At 39.7% G+C, this 20,357-nt stretch carries 18 protein-coding genes, 1 riboswitch and 1 other annotated feature; all 18 genes read right to left on the bottom strand.

Going from position 1 to position 20,357, the window contains the following annotated elements:
* Positions 1-29: 29 nt before the first annotated feature.
* The gene (gene pyrE, locus BN986_RS11305; RefSeq protein WP_040979995.1) at positions 30-638 is read right to left on the bottom strand and encodes an orotate phosphoribosyltransferase; all 609 of its coding nucleotides are present in this window, start codon (positions 636-638) and stop codon (positions 30-32) included.
* Entirely contained in the window at positions 628-1,317 is a 690-nt protein-coding gene (pyrF, locus tag BN986_RS11300) for an orotidine-5'-phosphate decarboxylase (protein ID WP_040979993.1), read from the bottom strand. The genes pyrE and pyrF overlap by 11 nt, the downstream gene beginning before the upstream one ends.
* Positions 1,314-2,228, bottom strand: a complete 915-nt coding sequence (locus BN986_RS11295) for a dihydroorotate dehydrogenase (protein ID WP_040979991.1) — start codon at positions 2,226-2,228, stop codon at positions 1,314-1,316. Before BN986_RS11295 ends, pyrF begins: the two co-directional genes overlap by 4 nt.
* A complete protein-coding gene (locus BN986_RS11290) occupies positions 2,225-2,980 on the bottom strand; it encodes a dihydroorotate dehydrogenase electron transfer subunit (protein ID WP_040979989.1) in 756 nt (251 codons plus the stop codon). Before BN986_RS11290 ends, BN986_RS11295 begins: the two co-directional genes overlap by 4 nt.
* The gene (gene carB, locus BN986_RS11285; protein ID WP_040979987.1) at positions 2,977-6,180 is read right to left on the bottom strand and encodes a carbamoyl-phosphate synthase large subunit; all 3,204 of its coding nucleotides are present in this window, start codon (positions 6,178-6,180) and stop codon (positions 2,977-2,979) included. The genes BN986_RS11290 and carB overlap by 4 nt, the downstream gene beginning before the upstream one ends.
* A complete protein-coding gene (locus tag BN986_RS11280; protein ID WP_040979985.1) occupies positions 6,173-7,273 on the bottom strand; it encodes a carbamoyl phosphate synthase small subunit in 1,101 nt (366 codons plus the stop codon). The genes carB and BN986_RS11280 overlap by 8 nt, the downstream gene beginning before the upstream one ends.
* Complete coding sequence (locus tag BN986_RS11275; protein WP_040979983.1) at positions 7,266-8,549, bottom strand: dihydroorotase; 1,284 nt, start codon at positions 8,547-8,549, stop codon at positions 7,266-7,268. The genes BN986_RS11280 and BN986_RS11275 overlap by 8 nt, the downstream gene beginning before the upstream one ends.
* On the bottom strand, positions 8,506-9,435 hold the full coding sequence (locus tag BN986_RS11270) for an aspartate carbamoyltransferase catalytic subunit (RefSeq protein ID WP_040979981.1): 930 nt from the start codon (positions 9,433-9,435) through the stop codon (positions 8,506-8,508). Before BN986_RS11270 ends, BN986_RS11275 begins: the two co-directional genes overlap by 44 nt.
* 170 nt (positions 9,436-9,605) lie before the next feature.
* Complete coding sequence (pyrR, locus tag BN986_RS11265; protein WP_052400782.1) at positions 9,606-10,097, bottom strand: bifunctional pyr operon transcriptional regulator/uracil phosphoribosyltransferase PyrR; 492 nt, start codon at positions 10,095-10,097, stop codon at positions 9,606-9,608.
* Positions 10,098-10,324: 227 nt separating this feature from the next.
* A complete protein-coding gene (locus BN986_RS11260) occupies positions 10,325-11,236 on the bottom strand; it encodes an RluA family pseudouridine synthase (protein WP_040979978.1) in 912 nt (303 codons plus the stop codon).
* Complete coding sequence (lspA, locus tag BN986_RS11255; RefSeq protein WP_040979977.1) at positions 11,233-11,703, bottom strand: signal peptidase II; 471 nt, start codon at positions 11,701-11,703, stop codon at positions 11,233-11,235. The genes BN986_RS11260 and lspA overlap by 4 nt, the downstream gene beginning before the upstream one ends.
* Before the next feature lie 986 nt (positions 11,704-12,689).
* Positions 12,690-13,634 carry a lipoyl synthase gene (gene lipA, locus BN986_RS11250; RefSeq protein ID WP_040979975.1) on the bottom strand — a complete coding sequence of 315 codons (945 nt, stop codon included), beginning with the start codon at positions 13,632-13,634 and terminating at the stop codon, positions 12,690-12,692.
* Positions 13,627-14,469 (bottom strand): lipoate--protein ligase family protein, encoded by an 843-nt coding sequence (locus BN986_RS11245; RefSeq protein ID WP_040979973.1) that lies wholly within the window; start codon positions 14,467-14,469, stop codon positions 13,627-13,629. Before BN986_RS11245 ends, lipA begins: the two co-directional genes overlap by 8 nt.
* A 429-nt stretch (positions 14,470-14,898) precedes the next feature.
* Positions 14,899-15,001: riboswitch (TPP riboswitch) on the bottom strand.
* Between the two features lie 127 nt (positions 15,002-15,128).
* Positions 15,129-17,882, bottom strand: a complete 2,754-nt coding sequence (gene ileS / locus BN986_RS11240) for an isoleucine--tRNA ligase (protein WP_040979971.1) — start codon at positions 17,880-17,882, stop codon at positions 15,129-15,131.
* Between the two features lie 71 nt (positions 17,883-17,953).
* Positions 17,954-18,170: a binding site (T-box leader), on the bottom strand.
* Between the two features lie 84 nt (positions 18,171-18,254).
* On the bottom strand, positions 18,255-18,758 hold the full coding sequence (locus tag BN986_RS11235) for a DivIVA domain-containing protein (RefSeq protein ID WP_040979969.1): 504 nt from the start codon (positions 18,756-18,758) through the stop codon (positions 18,255-18,257).
* An 84-nt stretch (positions 18,759-18,842) separates the two neighbouring features.
* Positions 18,843-19,619: a YlmH family RNA-binding protein gene (locus tag BN986_RS11230; protein ID WP_040979967.1), complete on the bottom strand. Its 777-nt coding sequence runs from the start codon at positions 19,617-19,619 to the stop codon at positions 18,843-18,845.
* 21 nt (positions 19,620-19,640) lie between these two features.
* On the bottom strand, positions 19,641-19,904 hold the full coding sequence (locus BN986_RS11225; protein ID WP_040979965.1) for a YggT family protein: 264 nt from the start codon (positions 19,902-19,904) through the stop codon (positions 19,641-19,643).
* Between the two features lie 6 nt (positions 19,905-19,910).
* Positions 19,911-20,348, bottom strand: coding sequence for a cell division protein SepF (locus BN986_RS11220; protein WP_040979964.1), 438 nt, complete (start codon positions 20,346-20,348; stop codon positions 19,911-19,913).
* Between the last annotated feature and the right edge of the window lie 9 nt (positions 20,349-20,357).

Here is a 20,357-nt window from a genome sequence, read left to right as displayed (position 1 = left end):
TCTTTTACGGGTCACATCCTTTCTTATTCTTATAACTCGCTTCTCCAAGCAAGTACTGTCTCTTTTTCTTTCTCCGTAAGCTTATTTTCTTCAATAAGTAATTCTAACAGCTGATCAAAACCGGTAATCGATTCATAGGAGAAACCTGCTTCTTCAAATGCTTTTTGGGCTCTTGGAAGTCCATATGTAAAAATGGAATACACTGCCGTAACTTCAGCACCATCCTGCTTTAGCGCTTCGGCTGATTGAATAGACGACCCGCCCGTGGAAATCAGATCTTCAATAACAAGCACCTTTTTCCCTTCTACCGATGCCCCTTCAATCTGGTTTCCTTTTCCATGTCCTTTTGGTTTAGAACGCACATATACCATTGGTAAATCAAGTTTTTCTGCAAGCCAGGCTGCATGTGGAATGCCAGCAGTTGCACAACCGGCGATAACTTCCGGTTTTGTATCACTATTTTTCACCATATCAGCAAATGCTTGAACAATTTTTTTGCGGACAGCAGGATAACTCATTGTTAAACGATTATCACAATAAATAGGTGATTTTAATCCGGATGTCCATGTGAAATAGTTATCTGCATTTAATTGTACGGCTTCGATTGCTAATAAATCTTTTGTTACATTATTCTCCATGCTGCCACTCCTTCATTACTTGTTCATATGCTTTTCTTGGATTATTTGCTTTGGTAATACTTCTGCCGACAACCAGAAAATCACTGCCCAATTCTTTGGCCTTCTGCGGCGTCGCTACTCTTTTCTGATCATCCTGAGAGGAATCTGCTAAGCGAATTCCTGGGGTTATCGATAAAAAGTCTTTACCGCAATGTTCTTTTATCACTGGTACTTCATGAACCGAGCTGACTACTCCGTCTGCTCCAGCTTCTTTTGCTAAGGATGCAAAACGAATGACATTATCTTCTACATCTCCCGGCAAACCAAGCTCCTGCTCTAAAACGGTATTGTCCATTGAAGTAAGTATTGTCACTGCCATCAGCTTTGTCGACGACCCTCCCAAGCCTTGTTTCGCCTGATAGATCATTTCTTTTCCGCCAATCGCATGGGTTGTTACCATATCTACATTCAACGCAGCAATGTTTTTCATCGCCTGATGAACCGTATTTGGAATATCATGAAGCTTTAAATCCAGAAAAATCGGGTGGTTATCTGCCTGCAATTTTTCTATTATAGCCGGACCTTCACGATAAAAAAGCTCCATTCCTACTTTTACTGGGACGCCTGCTAAATTATTGCCTTTTAAAAACCGTTCTGTATCTGTCCATGTTGGAAAATCTAAAGCGACAAAGACGCTCATGCATGTACACTCCTTCTATCAATCACCTCTTGAACAGAAGTATATTGATATTTAGTCAATGTTTCTGGAAGGGCTTCAATGATATCTGCACACGCAAAAGGATTTTGGAAATTTGCTGTACCGACTGCAACAGCATCTGCACCAGCCTGCAAAAATTCTAGTACATCTTCTGCTGTGGAGATGCCTCCCATACCAATAATCGGGAGGGTCACGTGCTGCCGTACTTCATAAATCATCCGGATAGCAATCGGCTTAATGGCCGGGCCGGATAATCCTCCAGTCTGGTTGGCAATAAGCGGTTTTCCCGTTGGCAAATGCAGCTTCATCCCTGTTAATGTATTAATCATAGATAGTCCGTCAGCACCTGCTTCTTCCACTGCTTTTGCCATCTCTACTATGTTGGTCACATTCGGCGACAGCTTTACATATACAGGAAGATTACTTGCTTCTTTTACTGCAGAAGTAACTTTTTTAGCCATTTCCGGATTAGTCCCAAACTGAATACCGCCTTCTTTTACATTGGGACAAGAGATATTTAATTCTAACGCATGAACATCTTTTGTCTGATTAAATGATTCGGCTACAAAAACATATTCTTCTAACGAACTCCCGGCAACATTTGCGATAATCGACGTATCATATGCAGCCAGCCTGGGAACTTCATTTTCAATAATTCGTTCTACTCCAGGGTTTTGCAAACCAATCGCATTTAACATGCCGGAAGACGTTTCTGCAACTCGCGGTGTCGGATTTCCAAAGCGTTCAAATTGCGTTGCTGCCTTCATGATAACAGCGCCTAAACGGCTTAAATCGTAGAATTCACTGTACTCCTTGCCGAATCCAAAGCAGCCTGATGCTGGCATAATAGGGTTTTTTAACGTTAGTCCAGGTAATTTCACCTCTAGGTTCATAAGATAACCTCCTGTGCAGAAAATACGGGTCCGTCACTGCAAATCTTCTTGTAGCTATTATCTACTGTCGGCAGGACACACGCCATACAAGCACCGACACCACAGCCCATTCTTTCCTCAAGAGAGACATTCCCTGCAGTGTCTCTTAATTCTGTTGTTACGGCACGAAGCATTGGAAGCGGTCCACAGCTGAAATATTGATCAAATGCACCAACTTCAGGGAAAACATGTGTGACAAATCCTTGATGCCCATAAGAGCCATCATTGGTTACTACATAGGTTTCTGCTATTTGTTTGAACGCTTCTTCATAAAAGACATAATCCTTGGATTGAAAACCTAAAACAGCAACAAGCTCCACATTCTTTTCACTCAAGCGCTTGGCGAGATGGTAGATGGGAGGAACCCCAATTCCTCCACCTACTAACAAAATCCGCTCCCCTTCTTTTACATTGGAGATAGAAAAACCATTTCCATTTGGACCAAGCGCATCCACGGTCATTCCAGGTTGATATGCTGCTAAAGCACTTGTTCCATCACCTACTATTTTGAATAAAATCGTAAGCGTACCTTCTCCAGGATCTACCTTAGCAATCGAGATAGGCCTTCTTAAAGTAAATCCCGGGACAAGCAGATGCAAGAACTGACCTGGTACCGTTTGTTGACTGATTTCCGGCTGATACAATGTCATTTCAATCGTTTCTTTGGCGATCGTATCAACAGCTAATACTTTCATTTCATGTCTTTTCTTCATGATTGTTTCACCTTTTGTCCGCCGATGGATTGTGCTGTAAATGTTGTTGAATCAATTACATTAATAATCGCATTCACTGTATCTAAGCTTGTCAGACTTGCAATGCCATGTTCTACTGCTTCACGCCGGATCAAGAAGCCGTCGGATCTTGGTTTTTGTCCGGAATTAAGGGTATTGATAACAAATTGGACTTTTCCTTCTTCAATGATAGACAGAACATTTGGCTCATCCACACCGACTTTACCAACTTGAACAACAGGAATATCGCCTTCTTCCTCAATAAAGGCTGCTGTCCCTTGTGTTGCATAGAGTACAAACCCAAGCTGATGGAAACGTTCAGCTACCTCAAGCATTTCTGCTTTATCCTTATCCGCAACGGTCAATAACACGCCGCCTTCTTGCGGAACTTTTAATCCAGAAGCAATCAGTCCTTTATACAATGCTTTTTCTAATGTTTTATCATAGCCGATTGCTTCCCCGGTAGATTTCATTTCTGGTCCAAGAATGGTATCTACACTGCGTAATTTTTCAAAGGAGAATACCGGAATTTTGACAGAAACAAGCTCTTGTTCAGGTAAAATACCCGTTTCATAACCCATATCAGCTAATTTTTCACCCAGAATACATTTAGTTGCAATATTGGCCATCGTAACGCCAGTAATTTTACTTAAGAAAGGAATCGTTCTGCTGGCTCTAGGGTTTACTTCCAACACATAAACATCTTCATCACGGATAATAAACTGAATATTGATAAGTCCTTTTACGTTTAGTGATTTAGAAATTTTCACTGCTGCGTCCAAACATTTTTCTTTCACTGCTTCACTTAGACGTTGCGGCGGGTATACTGCCATCGAATCACCAGAGTGCACTCCTGCACGTTCGATATGCTCCATAATTCCAGGAACAATCGTTGTTTCTCCATCACTAATGGCGTCTACCTCTGCTTCCATTCCAGTTAAATATTTATCAATTAAAATCGGATGTGCAGAATCAACACCATCTGATTTCGCTAAATAATTTTCCAGCTCTTTTTCGCTATATACAATTTCCATACGGCTACCGCCAATAACATAGGAAGGGCGTACAAGTACCGGATAACCAATTTCATTTGCTGTTTCAATTGCCTTATCTAATCTTGGCACGGCTTTACCTTGTGGACGAAGCAAATCAAGCTCATCTAATAAAACTTCAAATTTATCCCGGTCTTCTGCGCGGTCGATTGCTTCCAGACCTGTGCCTAAAATTTTCACCCCGCGGCGTTCCAGCCCATCTGCAAGATTAATCGCTGTTTGCCCGCCAAACTGTACAACCACGCCTTCTGGTTTTTCCAGTTCAATGACATGCATGACATCTTCTAAAGTAAGCGGCTCAAAGTAAAGCTTATCGGAAATTGTAAAATCAGTAGATACCGTTTCAGGATTATTATTCATAATAATTGCTTCATAGCCAAGTTCTTTAATGGCAAATACAGAATGAACAGTTGCATAGTCAAACTCTATTCCCTGTCCAATACGAATTGGTCCGGAGCCGAGCACTAAGATTTTCTTGCGATCCGTTACTTCTGATTCGTTTTCGGTTTCATACGTACTATAAAAGTAAGGAGTTTCAGATTCAAATTCTGCCGCACAGGTATCTACCATTTTATAAACTGGGAAGATCCCCTGCTCTTTCCTTAATGCATAGACCTCATCAATTGAGACATTCCAGAGTCTAGCTATTTGTTCATCAGAAATACCAAGGTCTTTTGCTATTTTTAATACCGCAACATCTTTTTTGTTTTCAACTAAAGATTTCTCTGTTTCTATTATTTTATTTAAACTGTTTAAAAAGAAGCGGTCAATCTTTGTCATGTCAAAGATTTTATCAACCGAATAGCCGCGTCGTATTGCTTCTGCTAACAGGAAAATACGTTCATCATCTGCACGCTTCAAACGTTTATCCAATGTTTCTTCATCTAATTCCTCTGCTTTTGCGAGGTACAGCTCTTCGGTTCCCATTTCCAGGGAGCGTACACCTTTCAATAAGGATTCTTCCAAATTACGGCCGATTGACATTACTTCTCCAGTCGCCTTCATCTGTGTGCCTAAACGGCGATCTCCTGAAGTAAATTTATCGAATGGGAAACGTGGGAATTTCGTTACTACATAGTCTAATGCCGGTTCAAACATGGAGTATGTTTTACCAGTAATTGGGTTAATGATTTCATCCAATGTGTAGCCAACCGCGATTTTCGCAGCAATTTTTGCAATCGGATAACCAGTTGCTTTTGATGCTAACGCAGATGAACGGCTAACACGTGGATTTACTTCAATCACATAATATTGGAAGCTATATGGATCGAGAGCCAGCTGAACGTTACAGCCGCCTTCAATTTCTAAGGAACGGATAATTTTTAAAGATGCATTACGTAACAGATGATATTCACGATCACTTAATGTTTGTGACGGCGCCACTACAATGGAGTCACCAGTATGAATGCCAACCGGATCAATATTTTCCATATTACAAACAACGATTGCTTGGTCCTTATGGTCACGCATAACTTCATATTCGACTTCTTTAAAACCAGCAATATTACGTTCAATTAAGCATTGGTTAACTGGAGAAAGTACAAGCCCGTTATGCGTAATTTCTTTCAGTTCTTCCTCACTATAACACATTCCACCGCCGGTTCCGCCAAGTGTATAGGCAGGGCGTACAATGAGTGGATAGCCAATTTTATTTGCGAAATCAACAGCTTCATCAACTGTATGAACAATTTCACTTTCTGGTACTGGCTCATTTAATTCATTCATCAATGTACGGAATAATTCTCTATCTTCCGCTTTTTGAATTGATTCTGGAGCTGTTCCTAAAAGCTGCACTTTGTGATCCTCTAAAATACCTTTGCGGACGAGTTCCATTGCCAGATTTAAGCCAGTTTGTCCGCCTAGAGTAGGTAAAATAGCGTCTGGATGTTCTTTACGTATAATTTTTGTTAAAAATTCTTCCGTTAAAGGCTCCATATATACTTTATCAGCAACCGTATTATCCGTCATAATCGTTGCAGGATTTGAATTAGCTAAAATAACTTCATAACCTTCTTCTCTTAATGCTTGGCAAGCTTGCGTTCCGGAATAATCGAATTCTGCAGCTTGTCCGATAACAATTGGACCGGATCCAATCACAAGAATTTTTTGAATATCTGTACGTTTAGGCATGAATATGAACCTCCTGCTTCTTCTCTTGTTGCTTCATCATCTTTAAAAATTCATCAAATAAATAATTTGTATCCTCCGGCCCTGGTGATGCTTCCGGGTGATATTGGACTGAGAACGCCGGATAAGTCGTGTGTCTTACCCCTTCTACGGTTTCATCATTGATTGCGATTTGTGTTAATTCAAGCCCGGTATTTTCCAGTGTGGAGGGGCTCACTGCATAACTGTGATTTTGAGAAGTAAGGTATGTTTTATCATTCTCTAAATCTTTTACAGGATGGTTGGCACCACGGTGTCCAAATTTCATTTTTTCTGTATTTGCTCCACAAGCTAGGGACAGAAGCTGATGGCCAAGACAAATTCCGAATATCGGTACTTGTCCAAGAATCGCTTTGATCATTTCAATGGCTTCTGGTACATCCTTTGGATCTCCCGGTCCATTGGTCAGCATAATTCCATCTGGACGAAGACGTAAAATGTCTTCCGCTTTGTAATTATAAGGAACAACCGTAATTTGACAATCACGCTTTGTTAACTCACGAAGGATTCCGTGCTTTGCACCAAAATCAACCAATACAACACGGCATCCTCTGCCTGGAACAACGTAAGGCTTGCTTGTCGAAGTCTGTTTTACCTGGTCAGTCCGAAATACAGCAGTTCTTAAGTTTTCCAATGCTGTTTCTACATCTTCTTCAGCAGAAACAATTGCTGCTTTCATCGTTCCATGCCTGCGGATAATACGTGTTAACTTCCTCGTATCGATTCCAGCAATTCCAGGAATATTATTCGCCTTTAAGAAACTATCAATTGTCTCTTCATTCCGGAAATTGGAAGGTTGCTCGCTATACTCTTTCACAATCAAACCGTGGATAAATGGAGTGACTGTTTCAAAATCATCTCTGTTTATCCCATAGTTTCCGATTAAAGGATACGTCATTGTTACAAATTGACCACAATAACTTGGATCTGTAATCACTTCCTGATATCCAGTCATTCCCGTGTTAAACACAATCTCTCCTTTGGAAACCTCTTCGCTTCCAAAACCATATCCTTCAAAAACTGTTCCATCTTCTAAGATTAAATTACGTTTACGCATTGTTGCCCTCCTCAAATACGACTTTCCCATTTACCATTGTCATGACAGGGAACCCTGTTACCTCCCAGCCATGGAAAGGTGTATTTTTGCCTTTAGAAGCAAATTGATAACGGTCGATTTTTGCTGTTTTTTCTAAATCAACCAGCGTTAAATCTGCAGGTGCTCCTTCTTCCATAGTTCCATAAGGAAGTCCGAAAACATCTGCCGGTTTTTTGGTCATTCGATCGATTAATTCATGTAAATTTAATACATTTTTTTGTACTAAATGCGTGTATAGCAGTGGAAAAGCTGTTTCTAAGCCAACAATGCCAAATGGTGCTTCTAAGAATCCATTTGCTTTTTCTTCCTCTCCATGAGGAGCATGGTCTGTCGCAATAAAATCAAGCGTTCCATCTAAAAGACCTTCAATCAGTGCATCTTGATCATCTTTTCCTCTTAATGGGGGATTCATTTTGAAATTTGCATCATTTTCAAGAATATCCGTTTCATTCAGGATCAGGTGATGCGGTGAAACTTCTGCTGTTACTTTGATACCCGCTTTTTTCGCATCACGGATGATACGGACAGATTCTTTCGTGCTGACGTGGCACACATGATAATGGCAATCCGCTGCTTCAGCTAATAATACGTCTCTGGCAATTTGTACAGATTCGCTTAAAGACGGTATTCCAGGAAGGTTTAGCCGTTTGCTTACTTCCCCATCGTGTGTCACACCGCCGTAAACAAGGGAATTATCTTCACAATGGGCAACAATTGCTGCACCACATGCTGCTGCTTCTTTCATAGCTTGAAACATTTGGTTCGCTGTCTGAATTCCTACCCCGTCATCGGTAAAAGCAAATGCACCCTGCTCGAATAACGCTTTAATATCGGTCCGTTCTTCTCCTTTTAAGCCTTTGGTGATCGATGCATATGGAAGGACACGAACAACCGCGTCTTCTTCAATTTTTTGAAGTAGTTTTTCTAAAGTCCCTTCACTGTCAGGTACCGGGTTTGTATTCGGCATATTACAAACGGTAGTATAGCCGCCGCGCGCTGCAGATTGTGTACCTGTTGCAATCGTTTCTTTATACTCGCCGCCCGGTTCACGCAGGTGGATATGCACGTCTATAAAACCTGGCGTAAGAAGGTTATTGTTTCCATTAATTGTTTTATCAGCTTGTTCTGTCACTTCTGGAGCTATCTTTATAATTTTCCCATTTTCGATAACTACCTCACAGTTTTCCAATTCATTAGATGATGTTAAGCGTTTTGCGTTCGTTAATTTCGTTTTCATGAATAATCCCCCATTCTTTTAATACATGAATCAATATAGCCATTCTGACATAAACACCATTTTCCATTTGTTTAAAAATACGTGATTGTTTACTTTCTACAAGTTTTGTATCAATTTCTACCCCTCTGTTGATTGGAGCTGGATGCATAATAATAGCATGCTTTTTCATTTTCGCTGCTCTTTCCATTGTTAAACCATAGAGAGTGAGATAATCAGAAGTCTCCGCCTTATGAATGTGGCGTTCATGCTGAATTCTCAGAAGCATTACAACATCTGCTATTTCTACTGCCTCATCCATTGTGATGTATGGGTAATACAGCGAGTTATCTTCAAATCCCGGCGCTGCACTTAAGTATACCTTGGCGCCTAATTTTTCAAGAGCCAGTGCATTTGATCTGGCAACTCGACTATGTTGTATATCCCCGGCAATTACAACTTTTCTTCCTTCAACATTGCCAAATTCCTGATACATGGTCAGTAAATCCAGCATACATTGGGTAGGATGCTCTTCTTTGCCGGAACCGGCATTGATAACAGGTATGCGGAGTCCACCAGCTTCCTCAATTTCGTCTATCCAATAATCAGATGGATGACGGACAACCAGTACATCCGCACCAATGGCTTCAAAGGTTTTCGCTGTATCGTATAAGGATTCTCCTTTTACAAGGCTGGACGCTTCTGTATGCAAATCCAGCATTTCTAATCCTAACTTTTTCTGAGCAACTTCAAAGCTCATTTTTGTTCTTGTGCTAGGTTCAAAGAATAGATTGGCAGCAAATAACTGTTTGTTCATCGTTTTTGGTGATTTTCTTATCGATTCGGCTTCTTTAAGAATTTGATTCATCGTTTCTTTCGATAGTTGCTGCATCGAAATAAAATGTTTCACGATTCATCTCTCCCTCTTTGGTGTCATTCTTTTAAATTGATATTTAAATATAATACTTCCTTCAAAAAAAGCTCCCTGCAAAGGCTGCAGAGAGCTAGACGAATACTCTGTAAGAGCATTCGCTGTTCTTTAACAACCTTTCAAACCTCTCTGGATTTGATTAAAAGTTATCATGTATTCTTTTCATAAATAGAAACAAGGTCCACTTGATCTTTTTCACTTAGCTGAACGACGACAATTTCCTGGTCGGAAGTAGGTATATTTTTACCTACATAGTCAGCCCGAATAGGCAGCTCCCGGTGACCACGGTCTACCAAGGCTCCAAGTTGTATCGTTGCTGGTCTGCCGACATCCATTACGGCATCCATTGCCGCACGGACGGTTCTTCCTGTGTAGAGGACATCATCAATCAGAATTACTTGCCTGTTGGTTATATCCATGTCTATAGAAACCGAATTGATCCTCGGTTCTTCATGATGATCCTTTTTCTCCAAGTCATCCCGATACATGGTAATATCTAATTCGCCAAAAGGCACTTCGATATTTTCAATTTGCTTGATTTTCTCTTGAATACTTTTCGCAAGCGGAACACCTCTTGTTTTGATTCCAATTAAAACGAGGTCGTCTCCACCTTTATTCTTTTCCAGAATTTCATGGGACATTCTAGTTAATGCTCTGTTTATTGCTGCAGCATCAAGAATCTCTGTTTTTTTCTTCAACTATATACGCCCCTTTCTTATTACATAAAAAATGCCCTTTTCCTGCAGATGGAAAAGGGCATACGTGTACCATAAATAAACTTGTTCATCGTAGCCTTTCTAGCCTCACAGGACTATTATTAAAGGTCTTTATTTGTTGTTACTTATTATGTCAGAATGTGACGAGTCTGTCAATACATTTTGCGGATTTGGTCGAGCGCTTCTGTGAAAACAGCAGGCGGAGCAGCTTCAAATTCCATTCGTTTTTCTGTTCGCGGATGGATAAAAGCAATTTGTTTCGCATGCAATGCCTGTCCTTGTACATCTAACGATTTTCGCTGTCCATATTTCGGATCACCTACTAACGGAAAACCAATATATTGCATATGGACACGTATTTGATGTGTTCGGCCGGTTTCCAATTGGCATTCCACATGAGTATAGTGAGGAAATCGATCTAACACGCGAAAATGAGTGACAGCTGGTTTACCATTTTCAACGACTCCCATTTTTTGACGATCTTTTGGATCTCTGCCAATTGGTGCATCAATTAAGCCGGTCTCATGACCAACCTCTCCATGAACAATCGCTTCATACGTTCTTTTTAACGTCTTTTCTTGCAGCTGTTCTGATAAATGCTGATGGGAAAAATCATTTTTTGCTACAACTAATAGTCCACTAGTATCCATATCAATTCGATGGACAATACCAGGTCGTTCTACACCATTGATTCCTGATAAATCGGTGCAATGAAATAATAACGCATGGACTAACGTTCCTGTGCGATGTCCAGCAGACGGATGGACAACCATTCCTTTTGCTTTATTTACTACCAGAAGATCCTCATCTTCATAGACAATATCTAAAGGAATATCCTTTGCCTCTAATATAAGCGGCTTTGTTTCAGGTATTTCCCAGGTAAGACTTTCACCTGCTTGACCTTTTTGATTTGCTTTTACAGACTCTCCATTCAATTTAACGTTACCTTCTTCAATCCAGCTTTGAATTTGCGAGCGCGAATGGTCTTGCAGCAAATCAGAAAGAATTTTATCCACCCTTTTTCGATGCTCTATCTCCGTTATCGTGTGCTGATTCATTGTCATTTTTTCTCCTTGCCCCGCTTTCTCTCATCCAATATAATCGCAATCATCACAATAACAACACCGATTGTCAGTGAAGCATCCGCCACATTAAATATTGGAAAATTATAATTAAAAATATAGAAGTTTGCGAAGTCTACTACTTCTTGATATAAGATGCGATCAATAAAATTCCCAACCGCTCCTCCGATTAATACACTAACTCCGACAGCAATCAGGCGATCTTGTTTCCCATGTGTATGTAAAAAGTAGATTAATCCGGCAACCACAATAACGGTAATGATATAAAACAGCGTCATTTGTCCTTCTAAAATCCCCCATGCTGCTCCTGAATTTCGATGCGAGGTAATATAGAAGAATTCATTAATAATTGGGATGGATTCACCAATTTCCATTCTTTCAGCAACAAGCCACTTTGTCCATTGGTCAATTCCAATCAGGACAAGTGTAATCAGGTAATATCTCCACATGTTCATTTCTCCAATCTAAGCAAGTCTTTTTAACAATTTAAGGAATACATTACGACGGATCCGATGTCCCCGTATCAACATTGGTTGCAAATGTTTTCGTTTTAGTAAGGTGAATAACTCCAGTCCCGACTAAGGCAAGCCTGTGCCTTTTCAAGCTTGGTTTACCGAGCTTTCTTTATCTTATCCTTTCTGCTGGTAATTTTCAAGAAACAATACGATTTTCCTTATTTCTAACATCGTCAACTTTTGTACCTGAGAATAAGTATATATAACTTGTTATTTCAGGATGAACATGTTCTCCATTACCATGCTTGTTTTTTGGTTACATATCCGTTGATTTTGGAATTAATGATTGTGCATAGCTCCGCTCCGGCCAACCACTCCGCTCTAATGGAATTCTACAGCGAATGAAAGAAATAACATCCTGTTGGGCTGGACGAAATAGTATATCTATCGCTTGATGACGCAATCATTCCGTTATTCCAAATGGATGATTAAGCAGTTCGAATCAAAACAGCATGGATAATTAACATCTGGAATAACTTTCATGCACAGAAAGAAATCTTAGCGGAACATTTTACCATACACCACGAAAAATCTCTTCTGAACTACCTTTTATTTGTTCAGCTATTTCACCTATAGAACACCTTACTAGCGGAGGCGGACCGTTTTGACTCCTGTGGGATCAGCACCATCTGAAGATCCACTGTTGCCAAGCGATTTTCTTGGCAAAAGTTAGCTGAAGAGCGTGCCCCTAGGAAAGCAAAACGGTCCGCCGCAGCGGTGACTTACCCCTCACCTTCTATCCTTTGGCAAGGAAGTTATCAAAAGAACAATCCACTTCCTGTTTCTTGAATATAAAGTTACTTTTTAATGCACAAAAGTTAAATAACATCATCATCCATAAGTCTTTAGAATATTGGTATAAAAAACCCCCTTTTTACCATTTACAAATAGTTAAAAGGGAGTTTTAGACAGCAGATTATTTAAAATTGAAAATCAACGGTTGTATCTTCTTGCGTTTCATATCCTTTCATATATTGAATACGCCTTTGCGCTGCAGATTGACTTACTTGTTCATCCGCATGATAAGAGGAGCGTACCAATGGTCCTGATTCACAATGTGAGAAGCCTTTTTCAAGAGCAATTTTTTTCAATTCTTCAAATTCATCAGGATGATAATACTTTTCCACATTCAAATGCTTTTTCGTTGGCTGTAAATATTGCCCGATTGTAACAATATCCACATCATGCGCACGCAAGTCATCCATTGCTTCAATAAGCTCTTCTTTTGTTTCTCCCAGCCCCACCATAATGCTTGATTTTACAGGTGTGTCTGAAGCAATTTCTTTTACGCGTTGAAGCAATTGTAAGGATCGATCGTACCTCGCAATTGCTCGTACACGTTTCGTTAAGCGCCTGACTGTTTCAATATTATGGTTAAAAATATCCGGTTCGCTATCCATAAGTGTATGTAAACTTTCATAATCCCCTTTCATATCTGAAGGGAGAACTTCTATGGTGCAGCCTGGATTTTGGTGACGAATGGCACGCACCGTATTGGCAAAAACAGCGGCTCCGCCATCTTCCAAGTCATCACGGGCAACTGCTGTCACAACCACATGCTTTAATCCCATCACTTCAACGGAATCAGCAACCCGCTTCGGTTCTCCAAGGTCTAATCCGCTTGGAAGACCTGTTTTGACTGCACAAAAACGGCAGCCACGTGTACATGTATCACCTAAAATCATAAATGTTGCCGTTTTCCGCTCACTCCAGCATTCGTAAATATTTGGACACTTTGCTTCCTCACACACGGTGTTCAGCCGGTTATCCCGCATTAAGTTCTTTAATTTTTTATACGATTCATTCGTATTGATTTTTGTTTTCAGCCATTCTGGTTTACGAATATATTCTGATTGTTTAGCCAATGTCAGCACGCTCCTTGCCTGAGTTTATATTCCATGCTTTTGATTCATACTTTGATTGTGCTAATTGCTGTACTTCATCCCACTCGATTTTCGTTAACTGTAAAGGTTGTAGTTCTATACCTAACCCTTTCTTAAAGCCTTCCTTAAATGCATCCGTTAACATCTCATATTGATGTGTCCGATTCGTTATTTGGTTAATGGTAACTGCTTTTTTAGAAAAAGAAGCTCGACTCCGTTCTCTTAATTTTTCAGAAGAGAATACAAACAAATCAAAGAGCATCTTGGTATCCATACTCATCGGAATAGATCCATGCTGCATCAGTACACCCTTTTTTCTTGTTTGTGCATTTCCAGAAATCTTTTTACCTTCAACAACCATTTCGTAAAACGCTGGTTTTTCAAAGCATATTGCCGTTCTCCCTCTGACGCTTTCCCTGTCCAACGTTGCATATTCAGCAGGAATCCCTAAGTTATGATACCCTTCAAAGACCCCCTCAGATAATACGTGATATGCCTCTTGAACCGATACAGGAATAGCCGGATCATTCTCTGAAATAACCAGACTGTACGTTAATTCATCGTCATGAAGTACGGCACTGCCACCTGTCAAACGACGGACGAATTGGCACTGATGTCGTTCTATTGCTTTAAGATCAATTTTCTTATCAACTTTTTGAAAATAACCAATCGACAAACTCGGGTATTTCCAACCATAAAATCTTAGTGTTGGCGGGATTCTCCCTTCGTGGTGCCAGTTGATCAGACATTCATCAAAAGCCATGTTCCACGCAGCATCCTGGAAACCCGTATCGATAAAAGTCCAATGCTTATTCAAATTTCTCACCTCCTATGGATACATAAAACGAAACTTCATTCAGCGGGAGTTTCGTCGCACAACTCTTTACAATGGGGCGAGTAATCGCAGCCCCAGTCCCAGAATGTCGCGAACTTAGTCTGCTGCTTTTCTCTCACTGAATTAGCCTGAGTGATTCAGGGAGTTAGCTCACCTGATCTACCGCCTAAATAAATTTATTTTTTCGCTTTATTTGGAGGTGTGAGTTTTACAGACGATTCTCCGTGATAAAATGTTTTAGAGCTGTTCCCTGTTACACCAAACTTCTTAGCAGGACTTCCCAGTTCCCTTTCCTTGCGATGAAGGTTAAAAGATACAGACGAAATGAGAAGTATAACTAAAAAAAGACCACATTCCATAGAATGCAGCCTTTAATAGAGTTATTGATAAATTGATAAATTATTATCTAATTCATTATCGACTGCACATTCCCCACGCTAGGATTATCTAGTTCGGGTGCAAAGGGTCAATACAAAACGTCTTTCTCAGCTAAACAGCTCCCCCAGTGCATTTTATGTATTCAGTTTACAAATTAAGTCTACTGGTAATTGTAGTAATTGTAAAGAAAAATACAACAATTAGCTTTACAATTTTATAGTAAAAATAAGAGCCAGCTTTCCAGAAAACTGGCTCCTCCATTTTTAATTCACATAATTTTCTTTGACAACACTGGCACATCTTGCGCATAGACCTGGATGTTCCTGATCTTGGCCTACTGTTTCAGAAACAACCCAACAGCGTTCGCATGTTTCACCTGGATGCTTTTCAACGGCAACTTCCACATAATCATATGCTTTACCAATTCCTTTTTCACTTGAAATAGCTGCCTCAGAAACAATAAAGTATTGATGCAGATGAGCAATATTTTCTAAAACTTGTTTGGTTTCTTCATCGAGAGGTACTAATGTAATTTTAGCTTCTAATGACTTCCCGATAACCTTCTCACTTCTCGCTTCTTCAAGAGCTTTCAGAACGTCATCTCGAACTTCCATAAATTGGTTCCATTTTTCAACAATTTCTTCTGAACCTGCAACTTCTCGCGGCTCTGGAATATCTGTTAAGTGAACTGACTCTGCTTCTACCCCAGGGATATATTCCCACACTTCTTCTGTCGTATGCGGGATAATTGGAGCAAGCAATTTCACGAGTGTTGTTAAAATTTCATAGTAGCCTGTTTGAATACTGCGACGGCGTGGATGGTCCGCAGCTTCAATATACAGAATATCCTTCGCAAAATCTAAATAGAAAGAGCTTAAATCAACAGCACAGAAATTATGAACTTGACTAATCACTGGTGCAAATTCAAAGTGCTCATAGTTATCACGGGCATTTTTTAAGATTTGTTGCAGACGATAGAGCATATAACGATCTACTTCCTGCAGGTCTTCATCCTTCACACGGTCTTTACTAGGGTCAAAATCAGCAAGATTTGCTAATAAGAATCGGAATGTGTTTCGGATCTTACGATAACTTTCCGAAGTTTGTTTTAGAATAGCATCGGAAATACGCACATCCGCCTGATAATCTACACTAGAAACCCAGAGACGCAAAATATCAGCGCCTAATTGCTTTTGTACTTTGGATGGATCAACAGTATTTCCCAATGACTTACTCATCTTACGACCATTTCCATCCAGCGTAAAGCCATGACTGATAATGTTTTTAAATGGCGCTTTTCCCGTTACAGCGACAGATGTAGACAACGAGGAGTTAAACCAGCCACGATATTGGTCACTTCCTTCTAAATAGACATCAGCCGGGCGAGTAAGTTCTTCACGATTCATCAATACACCTTCGTGTGAAGAACCTGAATCAAACCAAACGTCCATAATGTCGACTTCTTTGGTAAATTTGCCATTTGGACTATGCTCTGATGTAAATCCATCCGGCAATAAATCTTTCGCTTCTCTCTCAAACCATACATTAGAACCATGTTCGCGGAAAAGATCAGATACATGCGAAATGGTTTCATCTGTAATAATTGATGTACCGTCTTCTCCATAAAATACAGGAATCGGAACTCCCCAAGCACGCTGTCTGGAAATGCACCAATCTTCACGATCTCTTACCATATTGTAAAGTCTTGTTTCTCCCCAATGCGGGTACCAATTCACTTTTTTAATCTCTTCAAGAATATCTTGTCGAAAATCTTTTATAGATGCAAACCACTGTGAAGTTGCACGGAAGATCGTCGGTTTCTTTGTTCTCCAATCATGCGGGTAAGAGTGTGTAATAAATTCTAATTTTAATAATGCACCATTTTCATCCAATTGTTCTGTAATGGCTTTATTTGCTGCATCGTAGAATAAACCTTCAAACCCTGGTGCTTCACTTGTAAATACACCTTTTTCATCCACTGGGCAAAATGCATCAATTCCATATCTGCGGCAGACATAGAAGTCGTCTTCCCCGTGACCGGGAGCTGTATGAACACATCCTGTCCCTGCATCTGTTGTAACATGTTCTCCGAGCATGACAAGCGATTTACGATCGTAAAATGGGTGCTGTGCTTCTATACGATCTGCTTCTTGCCCTTTGAATTTCTTTACGACTGTTACATCTTCCCAACCTAATACTTCTTTCACATCCTCCAGTAAAGCTTCTGCAAGAACATATTTTTCATCATTTACTTGGGCTACGACATAGCTTAAATCAGGATGTAAGCTGATTCCTAGGTTCGCAGGAAGCGTCCAAGGAGTGGTCGTCCAGATAATCATTTTCTCTCCGCCATCAAGCACATCTTTTCCATCTGTTACTTCAAAAGAAACATAGATAGATGGCGAGCGTTTATCTTGATATTCGATTTCTGCTTCTGCGAGTGCAGATTCAGAAGACGGAGACCAATATACCGGCTTCAGCCCTTTATAAATATAGCCTTTTCGTGCCATTTCTCCAAATACCTTAATTTGAGAAGCTTCATAATCCTTTGTTAACGTGATATATGGATTATCCCAATCTCCACGTACACCTAATTTTTTAAATTGTGTACGCTGACTGTCAATTTGTTCAAGTGCGTATTCTTCACAAAGTTTACGGAATTCTGCAACGGACATTTCTTTCCGTTTTACTTTTTTCTTCGCTAATGCTGTTTCAATCGGCAATCCATGTGTATCCCAGCCAGGAACATATGGTGCGTAATACCCTGTCATGGACTTATAGCGAACAATAAAATCTTTTAAAATTTTATTCAACGCATGACCGATATGAATATCTCCATTCGCATAAGGGGGACCATCATGTAAAATAAATAATGGCCTGTCCTTTGTGCGCTCTAAATTTTTTTGATATTGATTATTTTCTTCCCAATTTTTTTGGCGTTCAGGCTCTTTATTTGGAAGATTTCCACGCATTGGAAAAGCTGTTTTTGGCATTAATAATGTTTGTTTATATTCCAAAATATTCCCTCCTGTAATGTTCATCCCACATTTAAATAGTTTATCAAATACAAAAAGAGTCCTCTAATCCCTAAAGGGACGAGAAGACTCGCGGTACCACCCTTATAAATTTAATGATAAGCATTAAATTCACTCGAAATCCGTAACGTGGACAGCCGGCTATTATTACTAATATTCATAACAGCTACTCCAGAGTGATTTTCTAAAAGTCTTCTGTATCAGGCTTCCACCATCCCTAACTCGCTTAAGCAGAATATTCTTTTATACTTTCTCTTTCTTCGTATTACTATAAAATCTTTTTTTGTAAAATGAATGTCAAAAAACTCTATACTTGTATGAATTATATGTAATATACAAGCCTAAGTCAAGCCTTTAAGATTCATGCTCCATTAGCTCTAAATCTTCATCCACTTCTGTATCAAACAGCTCTTCCCAATCATCCGTTCCGAGCATTTCTAATTGTGCTTGAACGAGCATACGCATTCTTGAACGGAAGACTTTTGCTTGTTTTTTTAATTCTTCTACATCAAGTGAAATTTTTCGTGCTTTGCTTAAAGCTTCATTAACAATACGATCCGCATTTTTCTCTGCCTCTTTAATAATTAATTTCGCTTCTTTTTGCGCACTGCCTTTTATATCTTCTGCCGTTTCCTGGGCAACCAGAATAGATTTATTTAACGTTTCTTCAATATTTGTAAAGTGCCCTAATCGCTCTTGGAGCTCTTTCGCCTTCTGGTCCAGCTCATCTCTTTCACGTATGACGATTTCATAATCCTTCATCACTTGATCAAGAAATTTATTTACTTCATCCACGTCATAGCCTTTCCATCCTCTTGCAAACTCTTTATTATGAATATCTAATGGTGATAGTGCCACCATCTCCACCTCCCTTATCGGTGCTTGCTTGAGCTTCCGATTTCTCTCTTTATTATTCAATAATTCCAGCTAAATTTCCAGTATTTATTGCAAAATTGCAGCAGTCATTTTTATTTTATCTTTCTTCGACCTTCCACGTATCTCTACTACTTTACTTCTGCCTTTTCCACGTACAGAGAGCATATCTCCCGCTTGTAATTGAAATTTCACATCATCTACTACACGATAATTTACTTTTACATGTAGTTTTTGAATAAATGTAGCTGCGTCTTTCCGAGAGATGCCATATATTTCTTTAACCACTGTATCTAATCGCAAAGAAGAAATAGTCTTATCATATTCCTTCCATGCTTCTTTTTTTACAATGAGAGACGTAAGTGACTGTTCCTTAAAAGAGATACGAGATTTTTTAATGGATGTTAAATTTAACTTGATAAAAGGGACAACCTCTCTGGCTGCCAACAAATGAACTTTTCCCTCTGATATCATAATATCTCCAAGTTTTTTACGCTTCACACCCTGAGACAAAAAAGCCCCCATGACATCCCGATGTTCCAGGCTTACAAATTTTTCTGGATAAGATGCCTCTAATAGTTCTACCTGAAACATATCTTCTGTAAGAGTTTCATAAATAGGCGCAATCATCATTCTTTTCCGCTCACTATACTTGGACCCTCCAAAAGCTTCCACCTGCAGCTCATCTTGGCTCGTGCCTAAAAGTATCTGCACAATTTCTTGCTCCCGCGGGTCTAAAAAATCAGTCAGTTTCGGGATATAAGATCGCTCTACCTGGTCTTTCCAAGAAAGAACTTGATCAATAAAAGGCTGTTCTTCTTTTCGAAAATGCTGATAAACTTCCATGGTCATTCCTTTCCTTGAGCCTTAAACCATCATGGCAATTTGTACAAAACCCTGTCTTGCAAAATGCAATAAAATGATCGCAACAATTGGAGAAAAATCAATCATGCCAAGCGGCGGAATAAACTTACGAAAAATCTCTAAATAGGGCTCACAAATTTTCCCGAGCATTTCTCCAAATTGAGACTCTCTTGCTCCAGGGAACCAAGACATAAAAATATACACAATTAGTGCAAAGCTATAAATAGTTAAACCAAAACTTATTAGTGAAACGAGTTGTGCTAACATCTGCTGCTACCATCCTTTATCATAATCTTCCTGCTCATATAACATTTCAGAAATACTTCCGGATACTTCCACATTATCTGGCGTACACAGAAATGTTTCTGACCCTAATTTTTGAATATCCCCCTTCACGGCATAAACCGTCCCGCTCAGGAAATCAACGATCCGCTTTGCCTGCTGATGATCAACACGCTGCAGATTAATGATAACAGCACGCCTGTTAACAATATTATCTGCAATGTCCTGAGCTTCATTATAATTTCTAGGCTCTGCTAAAACAACCTTTGAATTCGCATTTTGTATACTGGAAAGGTTCACAACATTTTTACCCGATGCTGTTTTATCTTGAGTCTGGGGTATTTCTTCTGTTGGTTCTTCTTCGGCATATTCATACTCATATTCATCATCCATCGTGAAATAGTTCTTAAGCTTCTTTTTAAAGCTCATCTCTGCACC

It is taken from the genome of Oceanobacillus jeddahensis, from assembly GCF_000750635.1.
Taxonomy (GTDB): Bacteria; Bacillota; Bacilli; order Bacillales; family Amphibacillaceae; genus Oceanobacillus; species Oceanobacillus jeddahense.
The sequence above is the reverse complement of the archived record's forward strand: the minus strand, read 5'-3'. Positions and strand labels throughout refer to the sequence as shown.

Coding starts and splice junctions, on each gene's coding strand:
- pyrE (WP_040979995.1), bottom strand. CDS start 638: ATGGAGAATAATGTAACAAAAGATTTATTAGCAATCGAAGCCGTACAA.
- pyrF (WP_040979993.1), bottom strand. CDS start 1,317: ATGAGCGTCTTTGTCGCTTTAGATTTTCCAACATGGACAGATACAGAA.
- BN986_RS11295 (WP_040979991.1), bottom strand. CDS start 2,228: ATGAACCTAGAGGTGAAATTACCTGGACTAACGTTAAAAAACCCTATT.
- BN986_RS11290 (WP_040979989.1), bottom strand. CDS start 2,980: ATGAAGAAAAGACATGAAATGAAAGTATTAGCTGTTGATACGATCGCC.
- carB (WP_040979987.1), bottom strand. CDS start 6,180: ATGCCTAAACGTACAGATATTCAAAAAATTCTTGTGATTGGATCCGGT.
- BN986_RS11280 (WP_040979985.1), bottom strand. CDS start 7,273: ATGCGTAAACGTAATTTAATCTTAGAAGATGGAACAGTTTTTGAAGGA.
- BN986_RS11275 (WP_040979983.1), bottom strand. CDS start 8,549: ATGAAAACGAAATTAACGAACGCAAAACGCTTAACATCATCTAATGAA.
- pyrR (WP_052400782.1), bottom strand. CDS start 10,097: ATGTCCCATGAAATTCTGGAAAAGAATAAAGGTGGAGACGACCTCGTT.
- BN986_RS11260 (WP_040979978.1), bottom strand. CDS start 11,236: ATGACAATGAATCAGCACACGATAACGGAGATAGAGCATCGAAAAAGG.
- lspA (WP_040979977.1), bottom strand. CDS start 11,703: ATGTGGAGATATTACCTGATTACACTTGTCCTGATTGGAATTGACCAA.
- BN986_RS11230 (WP_040979967.1), bottom strand. CDS start 19,619: ATGGAAGTTTATCAGCATTTTCGAAAAGAAGAACAGCCTTTTATTGAT.
- BN986_RS11225 (WP_040979965.1), bottom strand. CDS start 19,904: ATGTTAGCACAACTCGTTTCACTAATAAGTTTTGGTTTAACTATTTAT.
- BN986_RS11220 (WP_040979964.1), bottom strand. CDS start 20,348: ATGAGCTTTAAAAAGAAGCTTAAGAACTATTTCACGATGGATGATGAA.